The 19,349-nt window shown below is 66.9% G+C and carries 17 protein-coding genes; 8 read left to right on the forward strand and 9 right to left on the reverse strand.

The window, feature by feature from the left end:
- Positions 1-37 precede the first annotated feature (37 nt).
- Complete coding sequence (locus WKW79_RS10765) at positions 38-1,294, forward strand: branched-chain amino acid ABC transporter substrate-binding protein (protein ID WP_340335125.1); 1,257 nt, start codon at positions 38-40, stop codon at positions 1,292-1,294.
- Between the two features lie 52 nt (positions 1,295-1,346).
- On the opposite strand, the gene WKW79_RS10770 is transcribed toward WKW79_RS10765, so the two are convergent.
- The gene (locus WKW79_RS10770) at positions 1,347-1,544 is read right to left on the reverse strand and encodes a hypothetical protein (protein ID WP_340335126.1); all 198 of its coding nucleotides are present in this window, start codon (positions 1,542-1,544) and stop codon (positions 1,347-1,349) included.
- 249 nt (positions 1,545-1,793) lie between these two features.
- Here WKW79_RS10770 and rocF point away from each other — a divergent pair, with 249 nt between their 5' ends.
- The 7 genes from rocF to WKW79_RS10805 all read left to right on the forward strand — a co-directional run bounded on the left by rocF (position 1,794) and on the right by WKW79_RS10805 (position 11,844).
- Complete coding sequence (rocF, locus tag WKW79_RS10775; protein WP_340335127.1) at positions 1,794-2,711, forward strand: arginase; 918 nt, start codon at positions 1,794-1,796, stop codon at positions 2,709-2,711.
- A 182-nt stretch (positions 2,712-2,893) separates the two neighbouring features.
- Entirely contained in the window at positions 2,894-4,609 is a 1,716-nt protein-coding gene (gene aspT / locus WKW79_RS10780) for an aspartate-alanine antiporter (protein ID WP_340335128.1), read from the forward strand.
- Between the two features lie 10 nt (positions 4,610-4,619).
- Positions 4,620-6,308 carry an aspartate-alanine antiporter gene (aspT, locus tag WKW79_RS10785; protein WP_340335129.1) on the forward strand — a complete coding sequence of 563 codons (1,689 nt, stop codon included), beginning with the start codon at positions 4,620-4,622 and terminating at the stop codon, positions 6,306-6,308.
- A gap of 130 nt (positions 6,309-6,438) precedes the next feature.
- Positions 6,439-8,127 carry an aspartate-alanine antiporter gene (aspT, locus tag WKW79_RS10790; protein WP_340335130.1) on the forward strand — a complete coding sequence of 563 codons (1,689 nt, stop codon included), beginning with the start codon at positions 6,439-6,441 and terminating at the stop codon, positions 8,125-8,127.
- A gap of 67 nt (positions 8,128-8,194) precedes the next feature.
- Positions 8,195-9,844, forward strand: coding sequence for a bifunctional aspartate transaminase/aspartate 4-decarboxylase (locus WKW79_RS10795; protein WP_340335131.1), 1,650 nt, complete (start codon positions 8,195-8,197; stop codon positions 9,842-9,844).
- A gap of 54 nt (positions 9,845-9,898) precedes the next feature.
- A complete protein-coding gene (locus WKW79_RS10800; RefSeq protein WP_340335191.1) occupies positions 9,899-10,105 on the forward strand; it encodes an IS66 family transposase in 207 nt (68 codons plus the stop codon).
- Between the two features lie 176 nt (positions 10,106-10,281).
- A complete protein-coding gene (locus WKW79_RS10805; RefSeq protein ID WP_340335132.1) occupies positions 10,282-11,844 on the forward strand; it encodes a DUF1254 domain-containing protein in 1,563 nt (520 codons plus the stop codon).
- A 185-nt stretch (positions 11,845-12,029) separates the two neighbouring features.
- Here the strand turns inward: WKW79_RS10805 and WKW79_RS10810 are convergent, their stop codons facing one another.
- Genes WKW79_RS10810 through WKW79_RS10845 form a run of 8 tightly spaced genes read right to left on the reverse strand, consistent with a single transcriptional unit; the run spans position 12,030 to position 19,346 of the window.
- Complete coding sequence (locus WKW79_RS10810; RefSeq protein WP_340335133.1) at positions 12,030-13,400, reverse strand: DUF58 domain-containing protein; 1,371 nt, start codon at positions 13,398-13,400, stop codon at positions 12,030-12,032.
- A gap of 20 nt (positions 13,401-13,420) precedes the next feature.
- On the reverse strand, positions 13,421-14,416 hold the full coding sequence (locus WKW79_RS10815; protein WP_340335134.1) for an AAA family ATPase: 996 nt from the start codon (positions 14,414-14,416) through the stop codon (positions 13,421-13,423).
- A gap of 17 nt (positions 14,417-14,433) precedes the next feature.
- Entirely contained in the window at positions 14,434-15,636 is a 1,203-nt protein-coding gene (locus WKW79_RS10820; protein WP_340335135.1) for a DUF4350 domain-containing protein, read from the reverse strand.
- On the reverse strand, positions 15,633-16,397 hold the full coding sequence (locus WKW79_RS10825) for a DUF4129 domain-containing protein (protein ID WP_340335136.1): 765 nt from the start codon (positions 16,395-16,397) through the stop codon (positions 15,633-15,635). Before WKW79_RS10825 ends, WKW79_RS10820 begins: the two co-directional genes overlap by 4 nt.
- On the reverse strand, positions 16,381-17,115 hold the full coding sequence (locus WKW79_RS10830) for a hypothetical protein (protein WP_340335137.1): 735 nt from the start codon (positions 17,113-17,115) through the stop codon (positions 16,381-16,383). Before WKW79_RS10830 ends, WKW79_RS10825 begins: the two co-directional genes overlap by 17 nt.
- Positions 17,105-18,097 (reverse strand): stage II sporulation protein M, encoded by a 993-nt coding sequence (locus WKW79_RS10835; protein ID WP_340335138.1) that lies wholly within the window; start codon positions 18,095-18,097, stop codon positions 17,105-17,107. Before WKW79_RS10835 ends, WKW79_RS10830 begins: the two co-directional genes overlap by 11 nt.
- Complete coding sequence (locus WKW79_RS10840; RefSeq protein ID WP_340335139.1) at positions 18,094-18,816, reverse strand: RDD family protein; 723 nt, start codon at positions 18,814-18,816, stop codon at positions 18,094-18,096. The genes WKW79_RS10835 and WKW79_RS10840 overlap by 4 nt, the downstream gene beginning before the upstream one ends.
- Before the next feature lie 17 nt (positions 18,817-18,833).
- Complete coding sequence (locus tag WKW79_RS10845; protein WP_340335140.1) at positions 18,834-19,346, reverse strand: RDD family protein; 513 nt, start codon at positions 19,344-19,346, stop codon at positions 18,834-18,836.
- Positions 19,347-19,349: the final 3 nt, after the last annotated feature.

Raw genomic sequence — 19,349 nt, forward strand, 5'->3', positions numbered from 1 at the left:
CTCGAATTCCAACACGCACAACACCCAAGGAGACACCATGACCTTCTTCAAGCGCGCGCCGCTCGCCGCAGCCGCCCTGTTCATCGCCGCCACCGCCGCCCAGGCGCAGCCAGCCACTTACAAGGTCGCCTACATCGACCCGCTCTCCGGCGCCTTCGCCAACGTCGGTGAACTGATGCTGGCGCACCTGCGCTTCGCGGTGGACGACCTCAATGCCAAGGGCGCCTTGCCGGGCGGGCAGAAGATGCAGTTGCTGCAGTTCGACAGCAAGCTCTCGGCGCAGGAGAGCCAGAGTGCGTTGCAGGCTGCCATCGACCAGGGCGCGCAGGTGATCGTCACAGGCGGTTCAGGCTCGTCGGTGGTGGCGGCGCTGGTGCAGTCGGTCAATCGCTGGAACGAGCGCAACCCCGGCAAGGAATTGATCGTGATGAATCATTCGTCGATCGACCCCGACCTCACCGGCAAGAACTGCAGCTTCTGGCACTTCCAGACCGAGGCCAACACGGCGATGAAGATGAAGGCCATCGCCAACTACATCAAGAAGACGCCGGACATCAAGAAGATCTACTTGCTGAACCAGGATTACGCACACGGCAAGCAGTGGGCCAGCTACGGCCGCCAGATGGTGGGTGCGGCGCGACCCGACATCCAGTTCGTCGGCGAGCAATTGCACCCCATCGGCCGCGTGAAGGACTTCGCACCCTACGTCACCAACATCAAGGCGGCGGGCGCCGACTCGGTCATTAGCGGCAACTGGGGCCAGGACATGACCTTGCTGCTCAAGGCCGCGGGCGATGCGGGCCTCAACCTGCGCTACTTCAACCACAGCGCGGGCTCGGTGCCCGGCACGGTGCTGGCGGTGTCGCAAGCGAAGATCGGGCAACTGACCTGGGTCGCCGAATGGCATCCGGGCGAGGCCGACACGCCCAAGGTCGACGCACTGGCCAAGGCCTACAAGGCGAAGATGAAGCAGGACTTCCTGGCACCCCGCATCGAGATGACGCTGCGCCTGCTGGCCGCCGGCGTCAACAAGGCCGGCAGCACCGACTCGATGAAGGTCGCGAAGGCGATGGAAGACATGACCTTCGAATCCGTGGTCGGACCGGTGCGCATGCGCGGTGAAGACCATCAACTGCTGTTGCCGCAGGTGGTCAACACGATTGCGCCGGTGGACGGCAAGACCGTGCGGGTCGGCTGGGACGGCACCAACTACGGCTTCCGCACCGATGCGGTCTACACCGGCAACGAGTTGGCGCAGGGCACGGAATGCAAGATGGTGCGGCCCGCGCAATAGGGGCCGGTGGGAGGGCACGGGCGCCTGGCGCCCGGCCTTCCTGTGACGATTGCTACGAATGGCCCGTGAGGCGCCGCAACATCAACGAGCCCACCGCGAGCGCGCTCGAATAGCTGTCTTGCGGCTGCTCCGCCGCACGGAGCCGGCGGTACACCATCCGGTCCTGTGAATCGTCGGTGATGGCTTCGAGCACCACCCAGTAAAACTCTCCCTGCGCGCGTTCCTCTACCGTCAGCGCCAAATCACCCATGCTGGACACAGCAAACTCCTTGTCGTTGTAGTCGTTCTCCCCATGACGTTTTCAGTCAAATCGAGGCATCCGGGGGTTATGGCACGCCCGGAAAATATCGCCGTGTAGGACAAGCCTCGGCGCGTGGCGGAATGCACGTCGCGAGGGCTGTCCTACAAGCCGACGTGAAATTTGTCCAGGGCCCTGCGGGTCCGTCGAGGCGCACACGATTCATGTATTAATAGGACCCGATCCAGCGCGGGAACTCGCATGACGAACACCACCACACTCGAATTGATCGGCGCACCCACCGACGTCGGCGCCAGCGTCCGCGGCGCCGGCATGGGCCCCGACGCCTTGCGCGTGGCGGACCTGCCCGGCGTGCTGGCGCGCATGGGCTTCACAGTGCGCGACGCGGGCAACCTGCACGGCCCCGCCACGCCGTGGGCCGCGCCGCAGGAAGGGCTGCGGCACCTGGCGGAAGTGGTGGCCTGGAACCGCGCGGTGTACGAGTCGGTCGACGCCGCGTTGGGGGCAGGACACACGCCGCTGCTGATGGGCGGCGACCACTGCCTGGCCATCGGCTCGATCAGCGCGGTGGCCTGGCACGCGCGGCAGCGCAAGAAGAAGCTGCGCGTGATCTGGCTCGACGCGCACACCGACGTCAACACCAACACCACCAGCCCCAGCGGCAACATCCACGGCATGCCGGTCGCGTGCCTGCTGGGCCATGGGCCGGCTGCGCTCACCGGATGGAGCGGCGAGCAAGCCGCCATCGAGCCCGACGGCATCCGCTTCATCGGCATCCGCAGCGTCGACAGCGAGGAGCGCGAGGCCATCCGCGACCAGGGCCTGCGCGTGTTCGACATGCGCCATGTCGACGAGAACGGCATGCGCCTGACCATGGCCGATGCACTGCATGACGTCGATGAGGAAACCCACCTACACGTGAGTTTCGACCTTGACTGCCTCGACCCCGACTACGCACCCGGCGTGGGCACCGGCGTGCGCGGCGGACCGACCTACCGCGAGATGCAGCTCTGCATGGAAATGATCGCCGACACCGGCCGGCTCGGCTCGCTCGACGTGGTGGAACTCAACCCCGCGCTCGACGTGCGCAACCGCACCGCCGAAGTCGCGGTGGAACTCATCGAAAGCCTGTTCGGCAAGTCGACGCTGGTGCGCTGACCAGACCCTGACGCGTCGGCCACCGCCCGGAAGGCCACGCGGACAAGCACTCAGGGGCAATTGCGCGCGCGGCAAGCGTTGCGCAATGATTCACTTTTGTCGCCAAAGGTGCCTAAACTCGCGGCGCTCTGAAGTCGAGGCGGCGTTGTCGTCTCGACTTCGATCCCCTGGGGAACATGCCAATGAGCTGGATCGGTGAGCTGCTTCGCGCGCATCCCGAGATTGCATTGTTTCTGGCCTTGTCCATCGGCTACGCCGTCGGACAGATCAAGTTCGGCCCGATCCAGCTGGGCGGCATCTGCGGGACGCTGATCGCGGCGCTGTTCATCGGGCAACTGGGCGTGACCTTGCCGTCCAGCGTGAAGAACGTGTTCTTCATGCTCTTCATCTTCGCGCTGGGCTATGCGGGCGGGCCGCAGTTCTTCGCCAACCTCAATGCCAAGGGCCTGCGCATCGGGCTGCTGTGCCTGATCGAGGTGGTGGTGGTGCTCGCGCTGGTACTGGCAGCCACGCGCTTCATGGGGCTGGACCAGGGCACGGCGGCGGGCCTGATGGCCGGCGCCGCCACCGAGTCGGCCGTGGTCGGCACGGCAACCGACGCCATCTCCAAGCTGGCCCTGCCGCCGGACCAGATCAAGCAGCTGCAGGCCAATGTGGTCACGGCCTATTCAATCACCTACATCTTCGGGCTCATCACCATCGTGGTGGTGACCAGCCAGGTGTTCCCGCTGATCCTGCGCATCAACCTGCGCGAGGAGGCCGACAAGCTCTGGAAGGCGATGGGCGGCAGCGCCGACGACGAGAGTGCGACGCCCGCCGTGCCCGAGATGGTGGGCCGCGTCTACACGATCACGGCCGGCGCCGGCCTGCCGGTGCGCAACGTCACCGCCCACCTGCGCTTCAACGGCAGCGTGCAGGGACTGATGCGGCACGGCCAGCCGATCGCCTTCTCGCCCGGCACGCCGCTGGAGGCCGACGATCACTTGCTGGTGGTCGGCCATCGGAAGGCGGTGCTCGAATGGGCGCATGCGAACGCGGACCTGGGCCATGAGATGGAGGACGCCAGCGAGTTCGACGTGGTGCTGGATACGGCCGACGTGGTCTTCAACCATCCCGCGGCCGGCACGATGACGCTGCGCGGCCTTCACCTCGGGTCTGCCCCTGGCGTGCCCGCGCCGCTGCCGGAAGGCGTGCTCGTGGCCGACATCGAGCGAGGCGGCCAGCGACTGCCATTGCTGCCGGAACTGAAGCTGGAGCGTGGGGACCGGCTCAAGCTGTACGGCCGCGCCGAGGACATCGCGATGGCCCTGCCGCGCATCGGCGAGAGCGTGATGAAGTCCACCCGCAGCAACATCGCGCTGGCGTCGGCGGGCATCGTGCTGGGTGTGTGGATCGGGCTCTACAGCGTGAAGCTCGGCGGCATTCCGTTCTCGCTCGGCACCGGCGGCGGCGCGTTGCTGAGCGGGCTGGTGTTCGGCTGGTACCAGGCGAAGCATCCGAGCCGGCTCAGCGTGCCGCACGATGCGCTTAACCTGCTGAAGGACCTCGGGCTGTCGACCTTCATCGCCTGCGTCGGCCTGGCCTCGGGGCCCAGCGCGATGGAACTGATCATGAAGTACGGCATCTCGCTGCCGCTGATGGGCGTGGCCATTGCCGTGATTCCGGCCACCGTGTCGCTGTTCGTCGGGCGCTACCTGCTCAAGTTCGAGGCGCCCGTCCTGCTCGGCGCCATCGCCGGCCAGCAATGCAGCACGCCCGCCCTGAGCGCGATCCAGGCCGTGGCCGGCAACACCACGCCGCTGCTGGGCTACACGATCACCTATGCGATCTCCAACGTGGTGCTGCCGCTGATGGGGCCGCTGATCGTCGCGCTGGCCGGCCTGGTGCGGGCGCATTGAGGAGTCGACCGTGGACTGGCTGCACGACATCTTCAAGCGCTCGCCGGAGATCGCGGTGTTCCTGTCGCTGGCCATCGGGTACGGGATCGGCCAGGTCAAGCTCGGCAAGTTCCAGTTGGGCGGCGTGGCTGGCTCGCTGATCGCAGGCGTGGCACTGAGCCAGGTCGGCGTGGAGATCGACTCGGGCGCCAAGGTGGTGCTGTTCGCGCTGTTCATCTATGCGCTGGGCTTCGAATGCGGGCCGCAGTTCTTCGCCTCGCTCGGCCGGCAGACGCTGCGGGAGCTGGCGCTGGCCATCGTCGCGGCGGTCTCGGGGCTGGCCACTGTGCTGGTCATGGCCAAGCTGTTCTCGCTCGACAAGGGCATGGCGGCCGGCGTGGCAGCGGGTGCGCTCACGGAGACGGGGATGCTCGGCACGGCGGGCCAGGCCATCGATGCGCTGGGCCTGGCGCCGGCTGCCGCGCAACAGTTGCAAGCCGGCATGGCGGCGGGCTATGCCGTGACCTACATGTTCGGCGTGCTGGGCGCGATCCTCCTGTGCGTCTATGTGCTGCCCTGGATGATGGGCCGAAGCATCCGCGACGACGCCATCCGCGCCGAGCAGGAGATGCAGCCCGGCGTGCAGTTGCGCGCGCCGGGACAGGAGGCGGTGGTGACCGAACTCATCGGCCGGCTGTTCCAGGTCTCGGCCGGCGGCGGGCACACGGTGGGGCAGATCGAGCATGCGGAGCGCGACACCACCATCTCCATCGAACGCGTGAAGCGCAAGGACCAGTTCATCGAGGTCGCGCAGCAACTGGTGCTGGCGCAGGACGACATCGTGCTCGTGGTGGGCCGCCGCGCGGAGGTGATCCGCTGCGCCGGGCTGATCGGCAAGGAGGTCTATGCCGTCGACGGCATGGAGCTCACGATGCAGCGGCGCGACGTCGTCATCTCCAACCCGGAGTTCCACCGCAAGACGATCGGCGAGATCCGCCGCGCCACCGCCGCCGGCGTGCGGCACGGCGTGTTCGTGGTGAAGATCAGCCGCATGGGCCGCCTGATGCCGATGAGCCCCGAGCTGGCCCTGGAGACCGGCGACACGGTCACGCTCTACGGCGTCGAGGCCGATGTGCAGCGCGCGGCCGGGGTGGTCGGCGACCTGGTGCAGCTCGGAGACAAGACCGACTTTGTCTACCTGGGCGGCGGCCTGGTCGCGGGGCTGTTGGCGGGGCTGGTGAGCGTGACGATCGCGGGCATTCCGCTGAGCCTGGGGAGCGCCGGCGGGGCGATGCTTGCGGGCCTGGTGGCCGGCTGGTACCGGGCGCGGCGGCAGACCTTCGGCGCGGTGCCGCCGGGGGCCCTGCGGATCATGAAGGAGCTGGGCCTGGCCGGATTCATCGCGATCCTCGCGTTGCAATCCGGACTGCTGGCGGTGCAGACGGTGCGGACGCACGGCATCGGGCTGTTCTGTATTGGTGCGGTGGTCACGCTGGTGCCGCTGCTGGTGACGATGGCGGTCGGCCGCTTCATCCTGCGCTACGACAACACCGCGTACTTCGCCGGTGCGCTGGCGGGTGCGCGCAGCGCCGGGCCGGCCTTTGGCGAGGTGCAGGAGAAGGCTCGCAATGCCGTGCCGACGGCGCCCTTCGCCATCACCTATGCGCTCGCGAATGTGTTCCTGACATTGCTGGGGCCGGTCATCGTGGCGTTGGCCTGAAGACCCCAAAAGAGAGACAGAAAAAAAGGATCGCCATCTCGCGCGTGCCCGCTTCCCCGATGCGACACGCATTTGCTCAATGGGCCGGGCCGCGCAAGCGGCGCTGAAGGATTTCTGGAAAGGACTCTCCATGGAATGGCTGCATGACATCTTCAAGCGATCACCGGAGATCGCGATCTTTCTCTCGCTGTCGCTGGGCTACCTGCTCGGCAGCATCAAGTTCGGCAAATTCCAGCTGGGGGGAGTGGCCGGCTCGCTGCTGGTGGCGGTGGTGGTGAGCCAGGTCGGCGTGGAAGTCGACTCGGGCGTGAAGGCGATCCTGTTCGCCCTCTTCATCTACGCCGTCGGCTTCGAGAGCGGCCCGCAGTTCTTCACCTCGCTGGGCAAGCAGTCGGTCAAGGAGATCATCCTGGCCGTCGTGCTGGCGGCGACCGCGCTGGCCACGGTGATCGTCATGGCCAAGCTGAGCGGGCTGGACAAGGGCCTGGCCGCCGGCGTGGCGGCAGGCGGCCTGACGCAGTCGGCCATCATCGGCACCGCGGGCGATGCGATCGCCAAGCTGGGCCTGGCCGCCGACGAGACCAAGCGGCTGCAGGGCAACGTGGCCGTCGGCTATGCGGTGACCTACGTGTTCGGCACCTTCGGCGCGATCATCGTCTGCGTCAACATCCTGCCCAAGCTCATGGGCACCAGCATTCGCGACGATGCGATCAAGGCCGAGGCCAGCATGCAGGCCGGCGTGCGGGTGCTCGGCGCCGACCAGCAGCATGCCGCGCCGGACCTGGTGGGGCGCCTCTACAAGGTCTCGACGGGCAGCAAGCACACGATCGGGCAAGTCGAGAAGGCGGCCCCCGGGTCCTTGATCACCATCGAGCGCGTCAAGCGTGGCCAGCAACTGCTCGAGGTCGCGCCCGACATGCTGCTGGAGGCGGATGACATCGTGCTGGTCGTCGGGCGGCGCAACGCCGTCGTCGGCAGTGCCGGCCTCCTGGGCAAGGAGGTCTACGGCATCGAAGGCATGGAACTCATCGTGCAGCGGCGCGATGTGGTCGTGTCCAACAAGGATTTCGAAAAGAAATCCTTCGGCCAGATCCGCGACGCGATGGGCTTGGGCGTACGCCACGGCGTCTACCTGGTGGAATACCGGCGCATGGGCCAGGCGCTGCCGATCACGCCGGACCTGGTCGTGCAACTGGGCGACACGGTCACGCTGTACGGCGCGGACCTGGACGTGCGGCGCATGGCCAGCGCGATCGGCCAGGTGCTGGTGCCCAGCACCAAGACCGACTTCGTCTACCTCGGCGCCGGCCTGGTCGCGGGCCTGCTGGTCGGGCTGCTCAGCGTCAAGCTGGGTGACATCCCGCTGACGCTGGGCAGCGGCGGTGGCGCGCTGCTGTCGGGCCTGCTGTTCGGCTGGTACCGCGCGCGGCGCCAGACCTTCGGCGAGTTCCCGGCCGGGGCGGTGCAGATCATGAAGGACCTGGGCCTGGCCGGGTTCGTGGTGGTGGTGGGGTTGCAATCCGGGCTGCAGGCCGTGACGACCATCAAGGAGCATGGCATCACGATCTTCGGCGTGGGCGTGGTCGTGACCATCGTGCCGCTGATCCTCACGATGCTGATCGGCCGCTACGTGCTGCGCTACGACAACACGGCCATCTTCGCCGGTGCGCTGGCGGGTGCCCGCAGCGGCAACCCCGCCTTCGGCGAAGTGCTGGACAAGGCGCAGAACTCGATTCCCACGGTGCCGTTCGCCATCACCTATGCGCTGGCGAACGTGCTGCTCACCTTGCTTGGCCCGCTCATCGTGGCCTTGGCCTGACCGCTTTCATTTCGTCCCCCTCGCCTCGCGACGCGGGGCTTTTCAATCAACCCTGCAGGAGACTTTCATGGATTTCAAGGACATCGAGAAACTCGGTTCACTGAGCCCGTTCGAACTGAAGGACGCATTGATCCAGGTGGCCAGCGAGAGCGACCGCGTGATGCTCAATGCCGGCCGGGGCAATCCGAATTTCCTGGCGACCACGCCGCGCTACGGCTTCTTCCAGTTCGGCCAGTTCGCGATGACCGAGGCCGAGCGCTCCTACATCTACATGGAGGACGTCGGCGGCTTCCCGCAGCGCGAAGGCATCGAGGACCGCTTCGAGATCTACGTGGCCCGCAACAAGAACGTGGAGGGCGTACGCTTCATCGCGGCGGCGGTGTCCTATGTGCGCGACCAGATGGGGCTGTCGGCCGGCGACTTCATCTACGAGATGTGCGAGGCCATCCTAGGCTGCAACTATCCGGTGCCGGACCGCTTCCTGCGGCTGTCGGAAATCATCGTGGGCAAGTACATCCACGACGAGATGATCGGCTCGCACCCGTTCCAGGGCAACTTCGACATGTACGCAGTCGAGGGCGGCACGGCGGCCATGACCTACCTGTTCAACAGCCTGCGCGAGAACCACATCATCGAGAAAGGCGACACCATCGCGCTGGGCATGCCGATCTTCACGCCCTACATCGAGATCCCGCACCTGAATGACTACATGCTGGAGGAGGTGTTCATCGACGCGCCGCCCGAGAACAACTGGCAGTTCACCACCAAGGAACTGGACAAGCTGCTCGACCCGAAGATCAAGGCCTTCTTCCTGTGCAATCCGAGCAACCCGCCATCGGTCAAGCTCAGCGACGAGGTGCTGGCGCACATCGCCGGCATCGTGAAGAAGCGGCCGGACCTCATCCTCCTGACCGACGACGTGTACGGCACCTTCGCCGACAACTTCGTCTCGCTCTTTGCGATCTGCCCCTACAACACCATCCTGGTGTATTCGTACTCCAAGTACTTCGGCGCGACCGGCTGGCGCATGGGGGTGGTGGCCACGCACGAGAAGAATGTGCTCGACGAGAAGATCGCCGCGCTGCCCGAGCCGCTGCGCAAGGAACTCGACCACCGCTACGAGTCCATCACCACCACGCCGCGCGCGCTGAAGTTCATCGACCGGCTGGTGGCCGACAGCCGCACCGTGGCGCTCAACCACACGGCGGGCCTGTCGACGCCGGTGCAGGCGCAGATGGTGATGTTCTCGCTGTTCTCGCTGATGGACGAGCCGCAGAACTACAAGGCCGCGATGAAGCGCATCGTGCATCGGCGCAAGGAGGCGCTGTATCGCGCGCTGGCGCTGCCGATGCCGGTCGACCCGAACTCGGTGAGCTACTACCACCTGCTCGACTGGGAGGAGGTCGCGACGCAGATGTATGGCGCCGAGTTCGCCGCATGGGGCGTCAAGCGCATGAAGCCGAACGAAGCCTTGTTCGAGATCGCGAAGGAGAGCAGCGTGGTGCTGCTGCCGGGGCGCGGCTTCGGCGGCAATCACCCCTCGGGGCGGGTGTCACTGGCCAACCTCAATGAATACGACTACGCCAACATCGGGAGGGCGGTGCGTAACCTCGCGGACAAGTACTTTGCGCTGTACCAGGCGGAAGGGGGCAAGGCGGGTGGGCAGGCGGCGGAGGCTGCTTCCAAGGGGAAGACGGGAAAGAAAGGCAAGAAGTAGCTTGCGTCTGATTGCGCGCCGTTCTCGACGCGCCAGTGTTTGATTTGCGAGGCCTTGCGGGCACATGCTCCCATCGCGTTTCTCGGCACGACGGACGCCGGCCATGAGGCGCGACATTGGCGTGGCACCTTGGTTCGCGACGAATACAGCGCGTACGACAGCGTAGCGGGCGCGCGACCCGGACGCCTGCCTGCAGGGTGCCTTGCACACGCGGGACGCAAGTTTGATCAACTGCTGCTGGAATCGGGCAGGCGCTCCTGAGCCGGCTGCCCAGGCAGTTGAACAGACGCATCGACGAACTGGCATGGGCCTCCGGCGAGGGTCCCGTCCCTCACCGCAGAGAAATTGTCGTTTGCACACTTCACACATAGACTCTTCCCGACTGGTCGCGCATGGCGCGGCGTCTCACCTTTCATTTTTTGAAAGCGAGTGAATCGATGACGTTCGGAAATGTCACCCAGGTCGCACGCGCCGTATCAGTCTGCGCTGCATTGGCGGGCTTCGGCAGCGCTTCGTTTGCACAGGATCCTCCGATTCCTGACCGCTTCAAGCAGCTCGCCAATTCGGAATTCAAGAACGACTATCCCGTTCCGGCGACGACCAACTCCTTGTTGGACGAGCTCTACTTCCAGCGCGCAGTCATGGTCTACCACTGGGCACTTCCGGCCGTGAACATGTATGCCATGAAGGAGGGCGCCGACAAGGCCTACGGCCAGGGCTACAACGTGATGAGCATCTGGAAGAAGCGCCTGGACGCCAAGACCCTCATCACCACGCCAAACTCGGACGTGATCTACGGCGTGGGCTTCCTCGATGTGGCGAAGGACGGCCCGATGGTGATAGATGCACCGCCAAACTTGCAGGCCATCCTGGACGACTACTGGCAGCGTCCCATCGAGGGGCCGACTGTCGATGGCCGCAAGTACCTGGGTGACGTGGGTCAGCCGGGTCCGGACAAGGGCAAGGGCGGCAAGTACCTGGTGCTTCCTCCGGGCTACAAGGGGCAGGTGCCGAAGGGCTACTACGTCTATCACAGCCGCACGAACGGCGTATTCGTCTTCCTGCGCGGCTTCTTCGACCGGCCTGACAACCTCGGCCCGGCTGTCAAGAACATGGAAGGCATCAAGATTTATCCGCTTGGCAAGTCGGCCAGCGCCAAGCCGATGCAATTCCCTGACGTCTCGGGCATAGCAGTGAACATGGTGCCGCCGCCGGACGGCTCTTACTTCGACATGCTCAACCGATTCATCCAGAGCGAGGTGACCGACTATCCCAGTTCAGAGTACATGCGCGGCGTGGCCGCGTCCATCGGCATCGTGAAAGGCCAGGACTTCGCACCCACCCCGCGGCAGAAGGAAATGCTGGACCTGGCTGCGCGCACGGCGTGGAAGATGGCCAAGGTGGTGGCGACCGAACAGTTCCCCAAAATGCCAGGCGCCAAGTGGTACAACAACCGCCAGTGGTGGGGCCATATCCGCGACGGCGGCAAGAACTTCGGCAAGCCCATCGACGACTTCAACTACATGGTGCCCGGCGCGGACTACATCGACATCGATCCGCAGTTGCACATGTTCATCAACTACTACGCGATGAGTCCGGGCATGGGCACGAGTGTCCCCGGTGTCGGCTCCAAATATCTTGTGGGCGCGAAGGATGCGGACGGCGACTACCTGGTGGGCGATGGCAACTACACGCTTACCCTGCCGCCCAACATCCCGGCCAAGAACTTCTGGTCGGTCACGCTGTACGACCCGGTGACGGCAGCAGGCCTGGACAACGGTCAGCCCTTCCCGTCGCTCAATTCACGTGACAACCCGGTGAAGAACGCCGACGGGTCCACCACCTTGTATTTCGGCCCGGCGGCACCGGCAGGCAAGGAGAAGAACTGGATGAAGACCGTGCCGGGCAAGGGCTGGTTCACGCTACTCCGCCTGTACGGGCCAGAGAAGCCCTTCTTCGACCAAGCTTGGGTCCCGGGAGACTTCCAGAAGGTGAGGTAGACGCTACGTGATGTCGGCCTCTGAAACTGGTCGCTGCGTGTCCTCGCCCACGCAGCGACCATCGCTTCAAGCTGATCGACTCAGCCGGCGTCAAGACGGGTGCACGGGACGCCTACATTTCCCGATTCCACTCTCGCCAAGTGCCTGCAATTGATAAGAGGACTTCTCTTGTCATCGGTGGCTTGCTACAACAACCCTGCCCGCTTTACCGCGTGATACCGATTGACCAAGGCCACCGCGAGCTGCGCCGGCTCCACGTCGATCGACAGCGGATCGTTCCCCACCACCCGCGCAAACGCGTCGTGCCGTGACTGGTCGAACAGATGCGCGGCGGCCACGTCGACCGCGTCGCGCGCACGCACAATCGGCTGCCCGGCGATGCGGCCCAACACGCGCTCGCGCAGGCTCGCCACCAGCACCAGGTGATTGCGACGCAGCAGCTTGATGGCAGGGCGCAACTCCGAAGCGTCCTCGTCACGGAAGTTGGTCAGCACAATCACCAGCGCGCGGCGGCGCTGCACGCGCAGCAGCTCCTGCGCGGCCACTTGATAGTCGGAATGCGTGGCGCCGGGCTGGATGTCGTGCAGCCGGTTCATGAGCGCGTTGAGCGTGGCGGTGCCCTTGCGCGGCGCGAAGTCGCGGCGCTGTTCCGGCGAGCCGCCAAAGGTCATCGCGCCGACCTCGTCGCCTTCCTTCAGCGCCACATAGCTCAGCAACATCAAGGCGTTGAGCGCCTCGTCGAAGTGACTGCCACCGCGTTGTTGTTGCTGAGTTTGCATGCCTTCGTCGGCGCGCATGCGGCGGCCGCAGTCGAGCAGGAAGTAGACGCACTGGTCGCGGTCGTCCTGGAACTCGCGCACGATCGGGCGCTGGTGCCGCAGCGTGGCCTTCCAGTCGATGTGGCGCAGCGAGTCGCCGGTGCGGTAGTCGGCAAGCTGGCGGAAATCGGTGCCCTGCCCGCGCTGCTGAAAAGTCTTGATGCCGATCTGCGCGAGGCGCCTGTCGCCCGACAGCCATGCATAGCGCGCCAGCGCGGCGAAGTTGGGATACACGCGGATGCGCTGCGGCTGGCCCAGCGGCTGGCGCACTTCGAAGCAGCCGGCGCGCGTGCGCCAGCGCAGTTGCGTGACGCCGAATTGCGCGACGCCGCGCGTCAGGGCCGTGGCCGTGTAGCGCAGCTCCACCTTGGCACTGGCCGGCACCACCACGTCTTGCGGCAGGCCTTCGAAGCTGAAGTGCGGATCGACCTCGTCGAACACCGCCACCTGCCAATCGACGGTGCCTTCGTTGACCAGCGTCAGCGACAGCACGGTCGGCACGCCGAGCGAGAACGCGCCGGGCAGTTGCCGCTCGACGCGCAAGGGTGCCGCGCGCCAGTCACGCCAGCTCCGCCACAGGTCGACACCCGCATAGCCGATGCCAGCGGCCAGCAACACGCCACTCGCCAGCCCCACCCACTCCGACGGCGCGCCGGCCATCGACGCCACCGCGGCGAGCACGGCCAGGCCGGCCAGTGCCTGCACGGTGCCTCGCGTGGGGATCAGCAAACGGCGCATCGCGTGACTTGTCCGAAGGCTCAGAGCCGCGGGGCCTCGACACTGTCGAGCGCCCCGCGCAACAGGTCGTCCACGCCGCGGCCTTCCAGTTGCGCATCGGGCGAGATCATCACGCGGTGCCGCAGGGCCGGCAGCGCCTGCTTCGCCACATCGTCGGGCGTGATGAAGTCGCGGCCTCGCATCAGCGCCGTGGCGCGCGCGGCGCGGATCAGCGCCATGGTGCCGCGCGGACCGGCGCCGGAGGACAGCCCCGGCCAGTCACGCGTGGCGCGCGCGATGCGCACCGCATAGTCGACCACGCGCGCATCGGCATGCACCAGGCAGGCGAGGCGTTGCAGCTCGATCACATGCGCCTCGGCCAGGCAGGGCACGACCGCGTCCAGCGGGAACTGGTTGCCGGCGCGATGCTGCGTGGTGAGCTGCACGATCGCGTTCTCTTCCTCGTGGCTCGGAAAGCCGATGGCGATCTTCAGCAGGAAGCGATCGAGTTGCGCCTCGGGCAGCGGATAGGTGCCTTCGGTATCGATCGGGTTCTGCGTGGCCATGACCATGAAGGGCTTTGGCAATGGGAGCGCCTGGCCTTCCAGCGTGACCTGGTACTCCTGCATGACTTCGAGCAAGGCGCTCTGCGTCTTGGCCGGCGCGCGATTGATTTCATCGGCCAGCAGCAGGCTGGTGAACACCGGGCCCTGGTGCACACGCAAGGTGCCGATGCCGCTTTCGCCGCGCCCGGCCGGGTCGAGCACGGAATGGCCGGTGATGTCGGAGGGCATCAGGTCGGGCGTGAACTGCACGCGGGCATAGCGCAGCGACATGGCCTGCGCGAGCGCGCGTGCGAGCAGCGTCTTGCCGAGCCCCGGCACGCCTTCGATGAGCACATGGCCGGAGGCGACCAGCGCGACCAGCACCTGGTCGATGGCCTCGGCCTGGCCGACCACGGCCTTGCCGACCTGCGCACGCAAGGCGTCGAGCCAGCCGGCCGCGCGGGTCAATTCGTCGGGGGTGATTTCTGACATGGGGATCTTTCGAGTGATCAGGGTGAAGTGGATGCGTGCGGGATCGCATACGCATCGAGGCGGCGGCGTGCCGTCTCCAGCAGTTCGAGGTCGGCCGCCAGTGCGCCAGGACCGCGCTTGCCCAAGGCCATCGCCTGCGACAGGGCGCGGGCATCGAGGCCGGTGGCTTGGGCGATGGCGGCGGTGCGTTGCCCGGCATCGCCTTGGGCATGGCGGCGCAGGTGTCTGCTCGCCGATTCGTCGAGTGCGCGCACCTGGGCCGCATGCAAGGCATCGCCACCGTGCATGTGCAGGAACTCGGCCGTGCCGCGCACCTGCTCGGCCATCGAGCGGCGCTGCGTGCCCGCCGCGGCGATCAAGGGCCCGAAGCGCACGCCCGCACGCCACAGGGCGAAGGCCAGCGCCAGTGCGCCAAGCAGGATGGCGGCCTGGCCGTTGTGCCAGAGCCAGGGCAGGAAGGATTCGCGCGATTCCTCGACGACGAACCAGAACTCGGCGCCGGATCGCGCCTGCAATGCGGCTGCCACGAGCAATGGGTTGTCGGCGCGCAGGAGGTTGAAGTTCTGAAGCGCGGACCAGCCTCCGAGGACGGTGACGCTGCCTTTGCCCATCGGCATGCGCAGCATCTCGGTGCCGCGCGGTCCTTGCATGGACCAGAGCGGTGCTTGCTTCTTGTCGCGCGACAGGAATTCGGAACTGCCGTTGTAGCCGCAGACGCGCAAGCTACGCGCACCGGCATGACTCGCGGGCGAACTGTCGGCCTCCGCCAGGGTGCGGCAATCGGCATCCTTCACGGGTGCGCCGGGAGCCGGTCTTGGCACCGGCGCGGCCTTGGGGTCGACCTTCATGGTGCGGCTGTTGATCGGCAGCCAGTCCTTCAGCGCATCCTGGTCGACGAAGTGACCGGGGATGACCAGGTGCCCGCCCTGCTCAACCCATTCGCGCAGCCGCGCTGCGCGGTCCGGGAACAGGTCCCAATGCCGCGACGCCAGCACCAGCCGGGCCTGCGCGGTCGGCATCTGGTCGAGGCCCGGGCGTTTGACCACTGTGCCGCCCAGTTCGCGCAGCAGCCTCTGCGTCGCATAGAAGCCATTGGTCGCCGCCTCGCCGCGTGCGGGCGTGCGGGTTTCGGTGTCGGCCCATTCGGTGGCGCTGACGAGCCATGCGCCGGCGGCCACCAGCAGCAGCGCGATCAGGATGCGGACCAGGTTGTCCTTCATCGCGCGGCTCCCGTCGATGCCGCATCCGGCAGGTGACGATCGAAGTCCCCACACAGTGCGAGCACGCCGGCCGTGGCAGGCAAACGTTCACCATAGGCCGCGAGTTGCCAGGCATCGACCAACTGTGCAAAGAAGGCCTGCGGCGCGGGCGCCAGCACGCGCGATGCCAGCGCGACACATTCGCCCTCGGTGCTGGCCGCGCGCACCGGCACGGACTGCACATGCACCAGGCGCGACAACGCACCGCGATAGAGCAGCGACAGGGCCGCGCGTTGCTGGCCGCGCTGCCAGAGGCCGGCGGCTGCATCGCCGATGTTGGCGGGCAGGGTCTCCGGCCGGATGTCCAGCACGCCGACATGGCTGGGCAAGGGGTCCATCGCATGACGCGCCCCGTCGGCGCGCACTTTGACCCAGCGGTGCAGGCTGACCGCGACCCAGGCGAACAGCAAGGCGCCCAGCACCCACACCAGCACGCGGCCGCCTTCGCTGATCGCCCGGAAGAAGTCGACCAGCCACGGGGCGATTTCGTCCTTCTTCGCCTCGGGCTTGTCCTTCTTTTCGCGGTCCTTGAAGCGCAGTTCCTTGGTGGTCTTGGTACCCGGCAGGTTCGGATCGGCGCGAACGACGTCCGCCGCGGCCTGAACCTGCTCGCGCGTCGGCGCATCCGTGGAGGGCGCGGCCTGCGCCACCCCACACGCGAAGGCGCAGGCCAGGACGACAGCAATGAAGCGGTCCCGCATCCGCTCACTCCGCGAAGTCACGCCGAAACTCCTGCTCGATGTCCCAGGCCTCGAGCTCGACGCGGCGGTTCAGGTACATCGCGAATCCCGCCCCTACATAGAAGGGCTCCAGCAGCCCGACCACGGTGGCATAGGCGCTTGCGACGATCACGCTGGACAGCACGGACTCGCCGTTGCCCAGCCAGCCGAACACGTTCCGCAAGCTGCCCTCGGGCGCGAACCACAGCGCCAGCGACAGCAGTGCCATGTACAAGGCCATCTCGGCATTGGCAAACGCGAACTGCAAGCCGGTGGCGGCGCCGCGCCGGCCGCGCAGCATCTGCTCGCGACGCTTGCGCCGCGCGCCGCCGCGCTGGCCTTCGAGTTGCTCGATCGCCTGCGTGTAAGAGCGCCACGGCGACAGCCGGCGCCAGAACAGGCTGCGCAACAGTTGCCCGCCCCAGACGGCGCGGCGCTGATCCCACAGGTCGGCCCATCGCGTGGCCTGGCCGAAAACAGCGCGCGACAGGATGAACAACAGGCTGCGGTCCAGCCAGGGCTTCAGCATGAAGATCAGCGTGGCCGGCAGCCAGGTCGCGAACTCGGCCGTGCACAGCGCCAGCAGCACGACCACCGCATAGAGCGGCAGGAAGCTGCGCCATACCGAGGCCGCATGCTGCCGGACCAGCGCCGCGCCGAGGTCGGCGGCCTCGGCCATGGGGCGCGGCCGCAGGGCGATGGCGAGTCCGTCAACGCGCATCGCTTCCTCCAGTGTCACGCTCGGCACGGCGCGGCCGTCCCTGCCAGCCGAGGTAGCCCAGCACCAGCAGCCAGCAGGCCGCGCCCACGCCGTATTTCACCCCGGGCGCGACCCAGCGCGCCGAGGACCAGAAGGCCTCGATCGCCGCGGCCACCAGCAGCATCCCCACCACGCCGTAGATCACCACCACCGCATGGTGCGCAGCCAGCCGCAAGGACTCCAGCCGCGTATGCCGCCCCGGCGCGATCCATGCGTAACCGAGTCGCAGGCCCGCCGCGCCCGACAGCACGATGGCCGTGAGCTCGAACGCACCGTGCGTGACGACGAAGGAGCAGAAGTTCTGCGCGTGCCCGGCCTGGATCAGGTAGCCGCCGACGGCCCCTGCCTGCACGCCGTTGTAGAGCAGGAAGAACGCACTGCCCACGCCCGCGAAGATGCCCGACGCGAAGCAGCGGAAGCCCACGCCGATGTTGTTCATGATGTAGTAGCCGAACATCGTCCAGTCGTCGTCGGCATCGCGCTTGCGGCCGAAGGCGTCGGCATCGTCGCCATACATGTGCTCGAAGTTCTGCACCTGGTCGGCATCCAGCAGATGCAGGATGAAGCCGGGGTCGTGCCATGCCGCGAAGCCGGCCAGCAGCAGCGGCAGCGTGAACAGCAAGGTGGCCGCGAGCAGGAAACCGCGATGTGCGCGCACGGCTTGCGGAAAGTCGACCAGCACCAGCCGCCCGAGGCGCGCCATGCCGTAGTCGTGGCGGCGATAGATCAGCCGGTGCGCGCCCTGCGTCAGCGTCTCCAGGCGCTGCGTCATGTGCACCGGATAGGCGCGTGCCTGAGCCAGCGCCAGGTGCTCGCAGACGCGGCGGTACAGCGTGGCGAGGCGCGCGCCGTCGAACTTGCGCTTGCGCTCAGCCATGCGGAGTTCGTCCTCCAACTCGGCCCACAAGGGCGCGTGCATTTCCTCGAACTGAAGCGGCGTCACGGACGCGCTCCCCGGTCGTTGGCGTTGGCGTTGCGACGGCCCATGACCCACTGCGCGACACCGAGCAATCGCGCGGTGGCCTTGGCGCCGGGCGGGGCGGCCGGCAGCACCGGCTGCGCGATCAGTGCCAGTTCTTCAAGACGTTCAGGCGTCAGGCGGCGCGCGCGGCCAGCCCAGGACACGACGGCCGCCTGCTCGCGCATGCTGAGCGGGCGCAGGGGCGCGAGCGGCTCGGCCGCGGGCACTTCGCCATGCAGGCTCACGCTGTCGGTGAACACCACCAGCGTGCCGGCCGCCAGGTCGCCCAGGCGCTTGCTGTCGCGGCGCAGCAGCATGCTGGTCAGGCCGGCGCCGTAGAACGCGGGCAGGAAGTCGGCGGTGCGCAGCAGGTTGCGGATGAGCGCGGCAGCGGGCGTCACCGGCAGGCCGGAATCCATCACCACCCGCAGGCCCATCACCCGTTTGCCGGGTGTCGCGCCACGGCGCGAGAGTTCGAACACCACCGGGTACAGCCACTCCAGTGCGAAGAAGCCGATGAGCATCAGCGCGGTGCCGACGCCGCCCATGAACCGGGTGACGATCGAAAGGACGATGAAGAACACCAGCCGGATCGCCAAGTCGATCATGTACGCCAGGCTGCGCGCCATCAGGCCCGCCGGGCGCAGGGAGAGGGCAATGCCTTCGGGCGTTTCCGCGGTGTGGAGCGTGTCGAGGCGCACGGGAGGGATTGTCGGGCTCAGGCGCGAACGACGACCGTGTCCGCGATGCTGTCGTGCAGGCAGCGGCGGGACTTGCGGAAGATGAACAGCGCGTCGATGAAGGCGTAGAGCAGGAGCGAACCTGTGGTCACGCCCGTCACCGCGTCAATGCAGCAGCGCAGGCCGATGACGCGGGCCGCCGACACGCGCGCGCCATCGGGTCGCGCGATGCGGATCCTGAAGAGGGCCTTGCCGATGGTCTGGCCGCGCATGACCAGCAGGTAGCCGTTCAGCAGAAGGAAGAGCACGAACTCCATGCCGAACTCCTCGAGACGGAGTGTCCAGAGGCCGCCCGTGTCGGCGTTCGGATCGACCAGCGGCGAGAAGTTGGCGAGCAGATGGGTCGCAACACTCAGGATGACGCCGTCGACGATGTAGGCGAACAGACGCGTCCAGCGCCCCGCCAGTTCTCCCCTGCGATCGTCTGACTGCACGTCCTCGACGTGCGATTGCGGCGGCGCATAACGCTCGTCTTGCGATGTCGGCTCCATGAA

Origin of the sequence: Variovorax robiniae, from assembly GCF_037889955.1 — a bacterium.
Lineage (GTDB): Bacteria > Pseudomonadota > Gammaproteobacteria > Burkholderiales > Burkholderiaceae_C > Variovorax > Variovorax robiniae.

Coding starts and splice junctions, on each gene's coding strand:
- WKW79_RS10765 (WP_340335125.1), top strand. CDS start 38: ATGACCTTCTTCAAGCGCGCGCCGCTCGCCGCAGCCGCCCTGTTCATC.
- WKW79_RS10770 (WP_340335126.1), bottom strand. CDS start 1,544: ATGGGTGATTTGGCGCTGACGGTAGAGGAACGCGCGCAGGGAGAGTTT.
- rocF (WP_340335127.1), top strand. CDS start 1,794: ATGACGAACACCACCACACTCGAATTGATCGGCGCACCCACCGACGTC.
- aspT (WP_340335128.1), top strand. CDS start 2,894: ATGAGCTGGATCGGTGAGCTGCTTCGCGCGCATCCCGAGATTGCATTG.
- aspT (WP_340335130.1), top strand. CDS start 6,439: ATGGAATGGCTGCATGACATCTTCAAGCGATCACCGGAGATCGCGATC.
- WKW79_RS10795 (WP_340335131.1), top strand. CDS start 8,195: ATGGATTTCAAGGACATCGAGAAACTCGGTTCACTGAGCCCGTTCGAA.
- WKW79_RS10805 (WP_340335132.1), top strand. CDS start 10,282: ATGACGTTCGGAAATGTCACCCAGGTCGCACGCGCCGTATCAGTCTGC.
- WKW79_RS10810 (WP_340335133.1), bottom strand. CDS start 13,400: ATGCGCCGTTTGCTGATCCCCACGCGAGGCACCGTGCAGGCACTGGCC.
- WKW79_RS10815 (WP_340335134.1), bottom strand. CDS start 14,416: ATGTCAGAAATCACCCCCGACGAATTGACCCGCGCGGCCGGCTGGCTC.
- WKW79_RS10820 (WP_340335135.1), bottom strand. CDS start 15,636: ATGAAGGACAACCTGGTCCGCATCCTGATCGCGCTGCTGCTGGTGGCC.
- WKW79_RS10830 (WP_340335137.1), bottom strand. CDS start 17,115: ATGCGCGTTGACGGACTCGCCATCGCCCTGCGGCCGCGCCCCATGGCC.
- WKW79_RS10845 (WP_340335140.1), bottom strand. CDS start 19,346: ATGGAGCCGACATCGCAAGACGAGCGTTATGCGCCGCCGCAATCGCAC.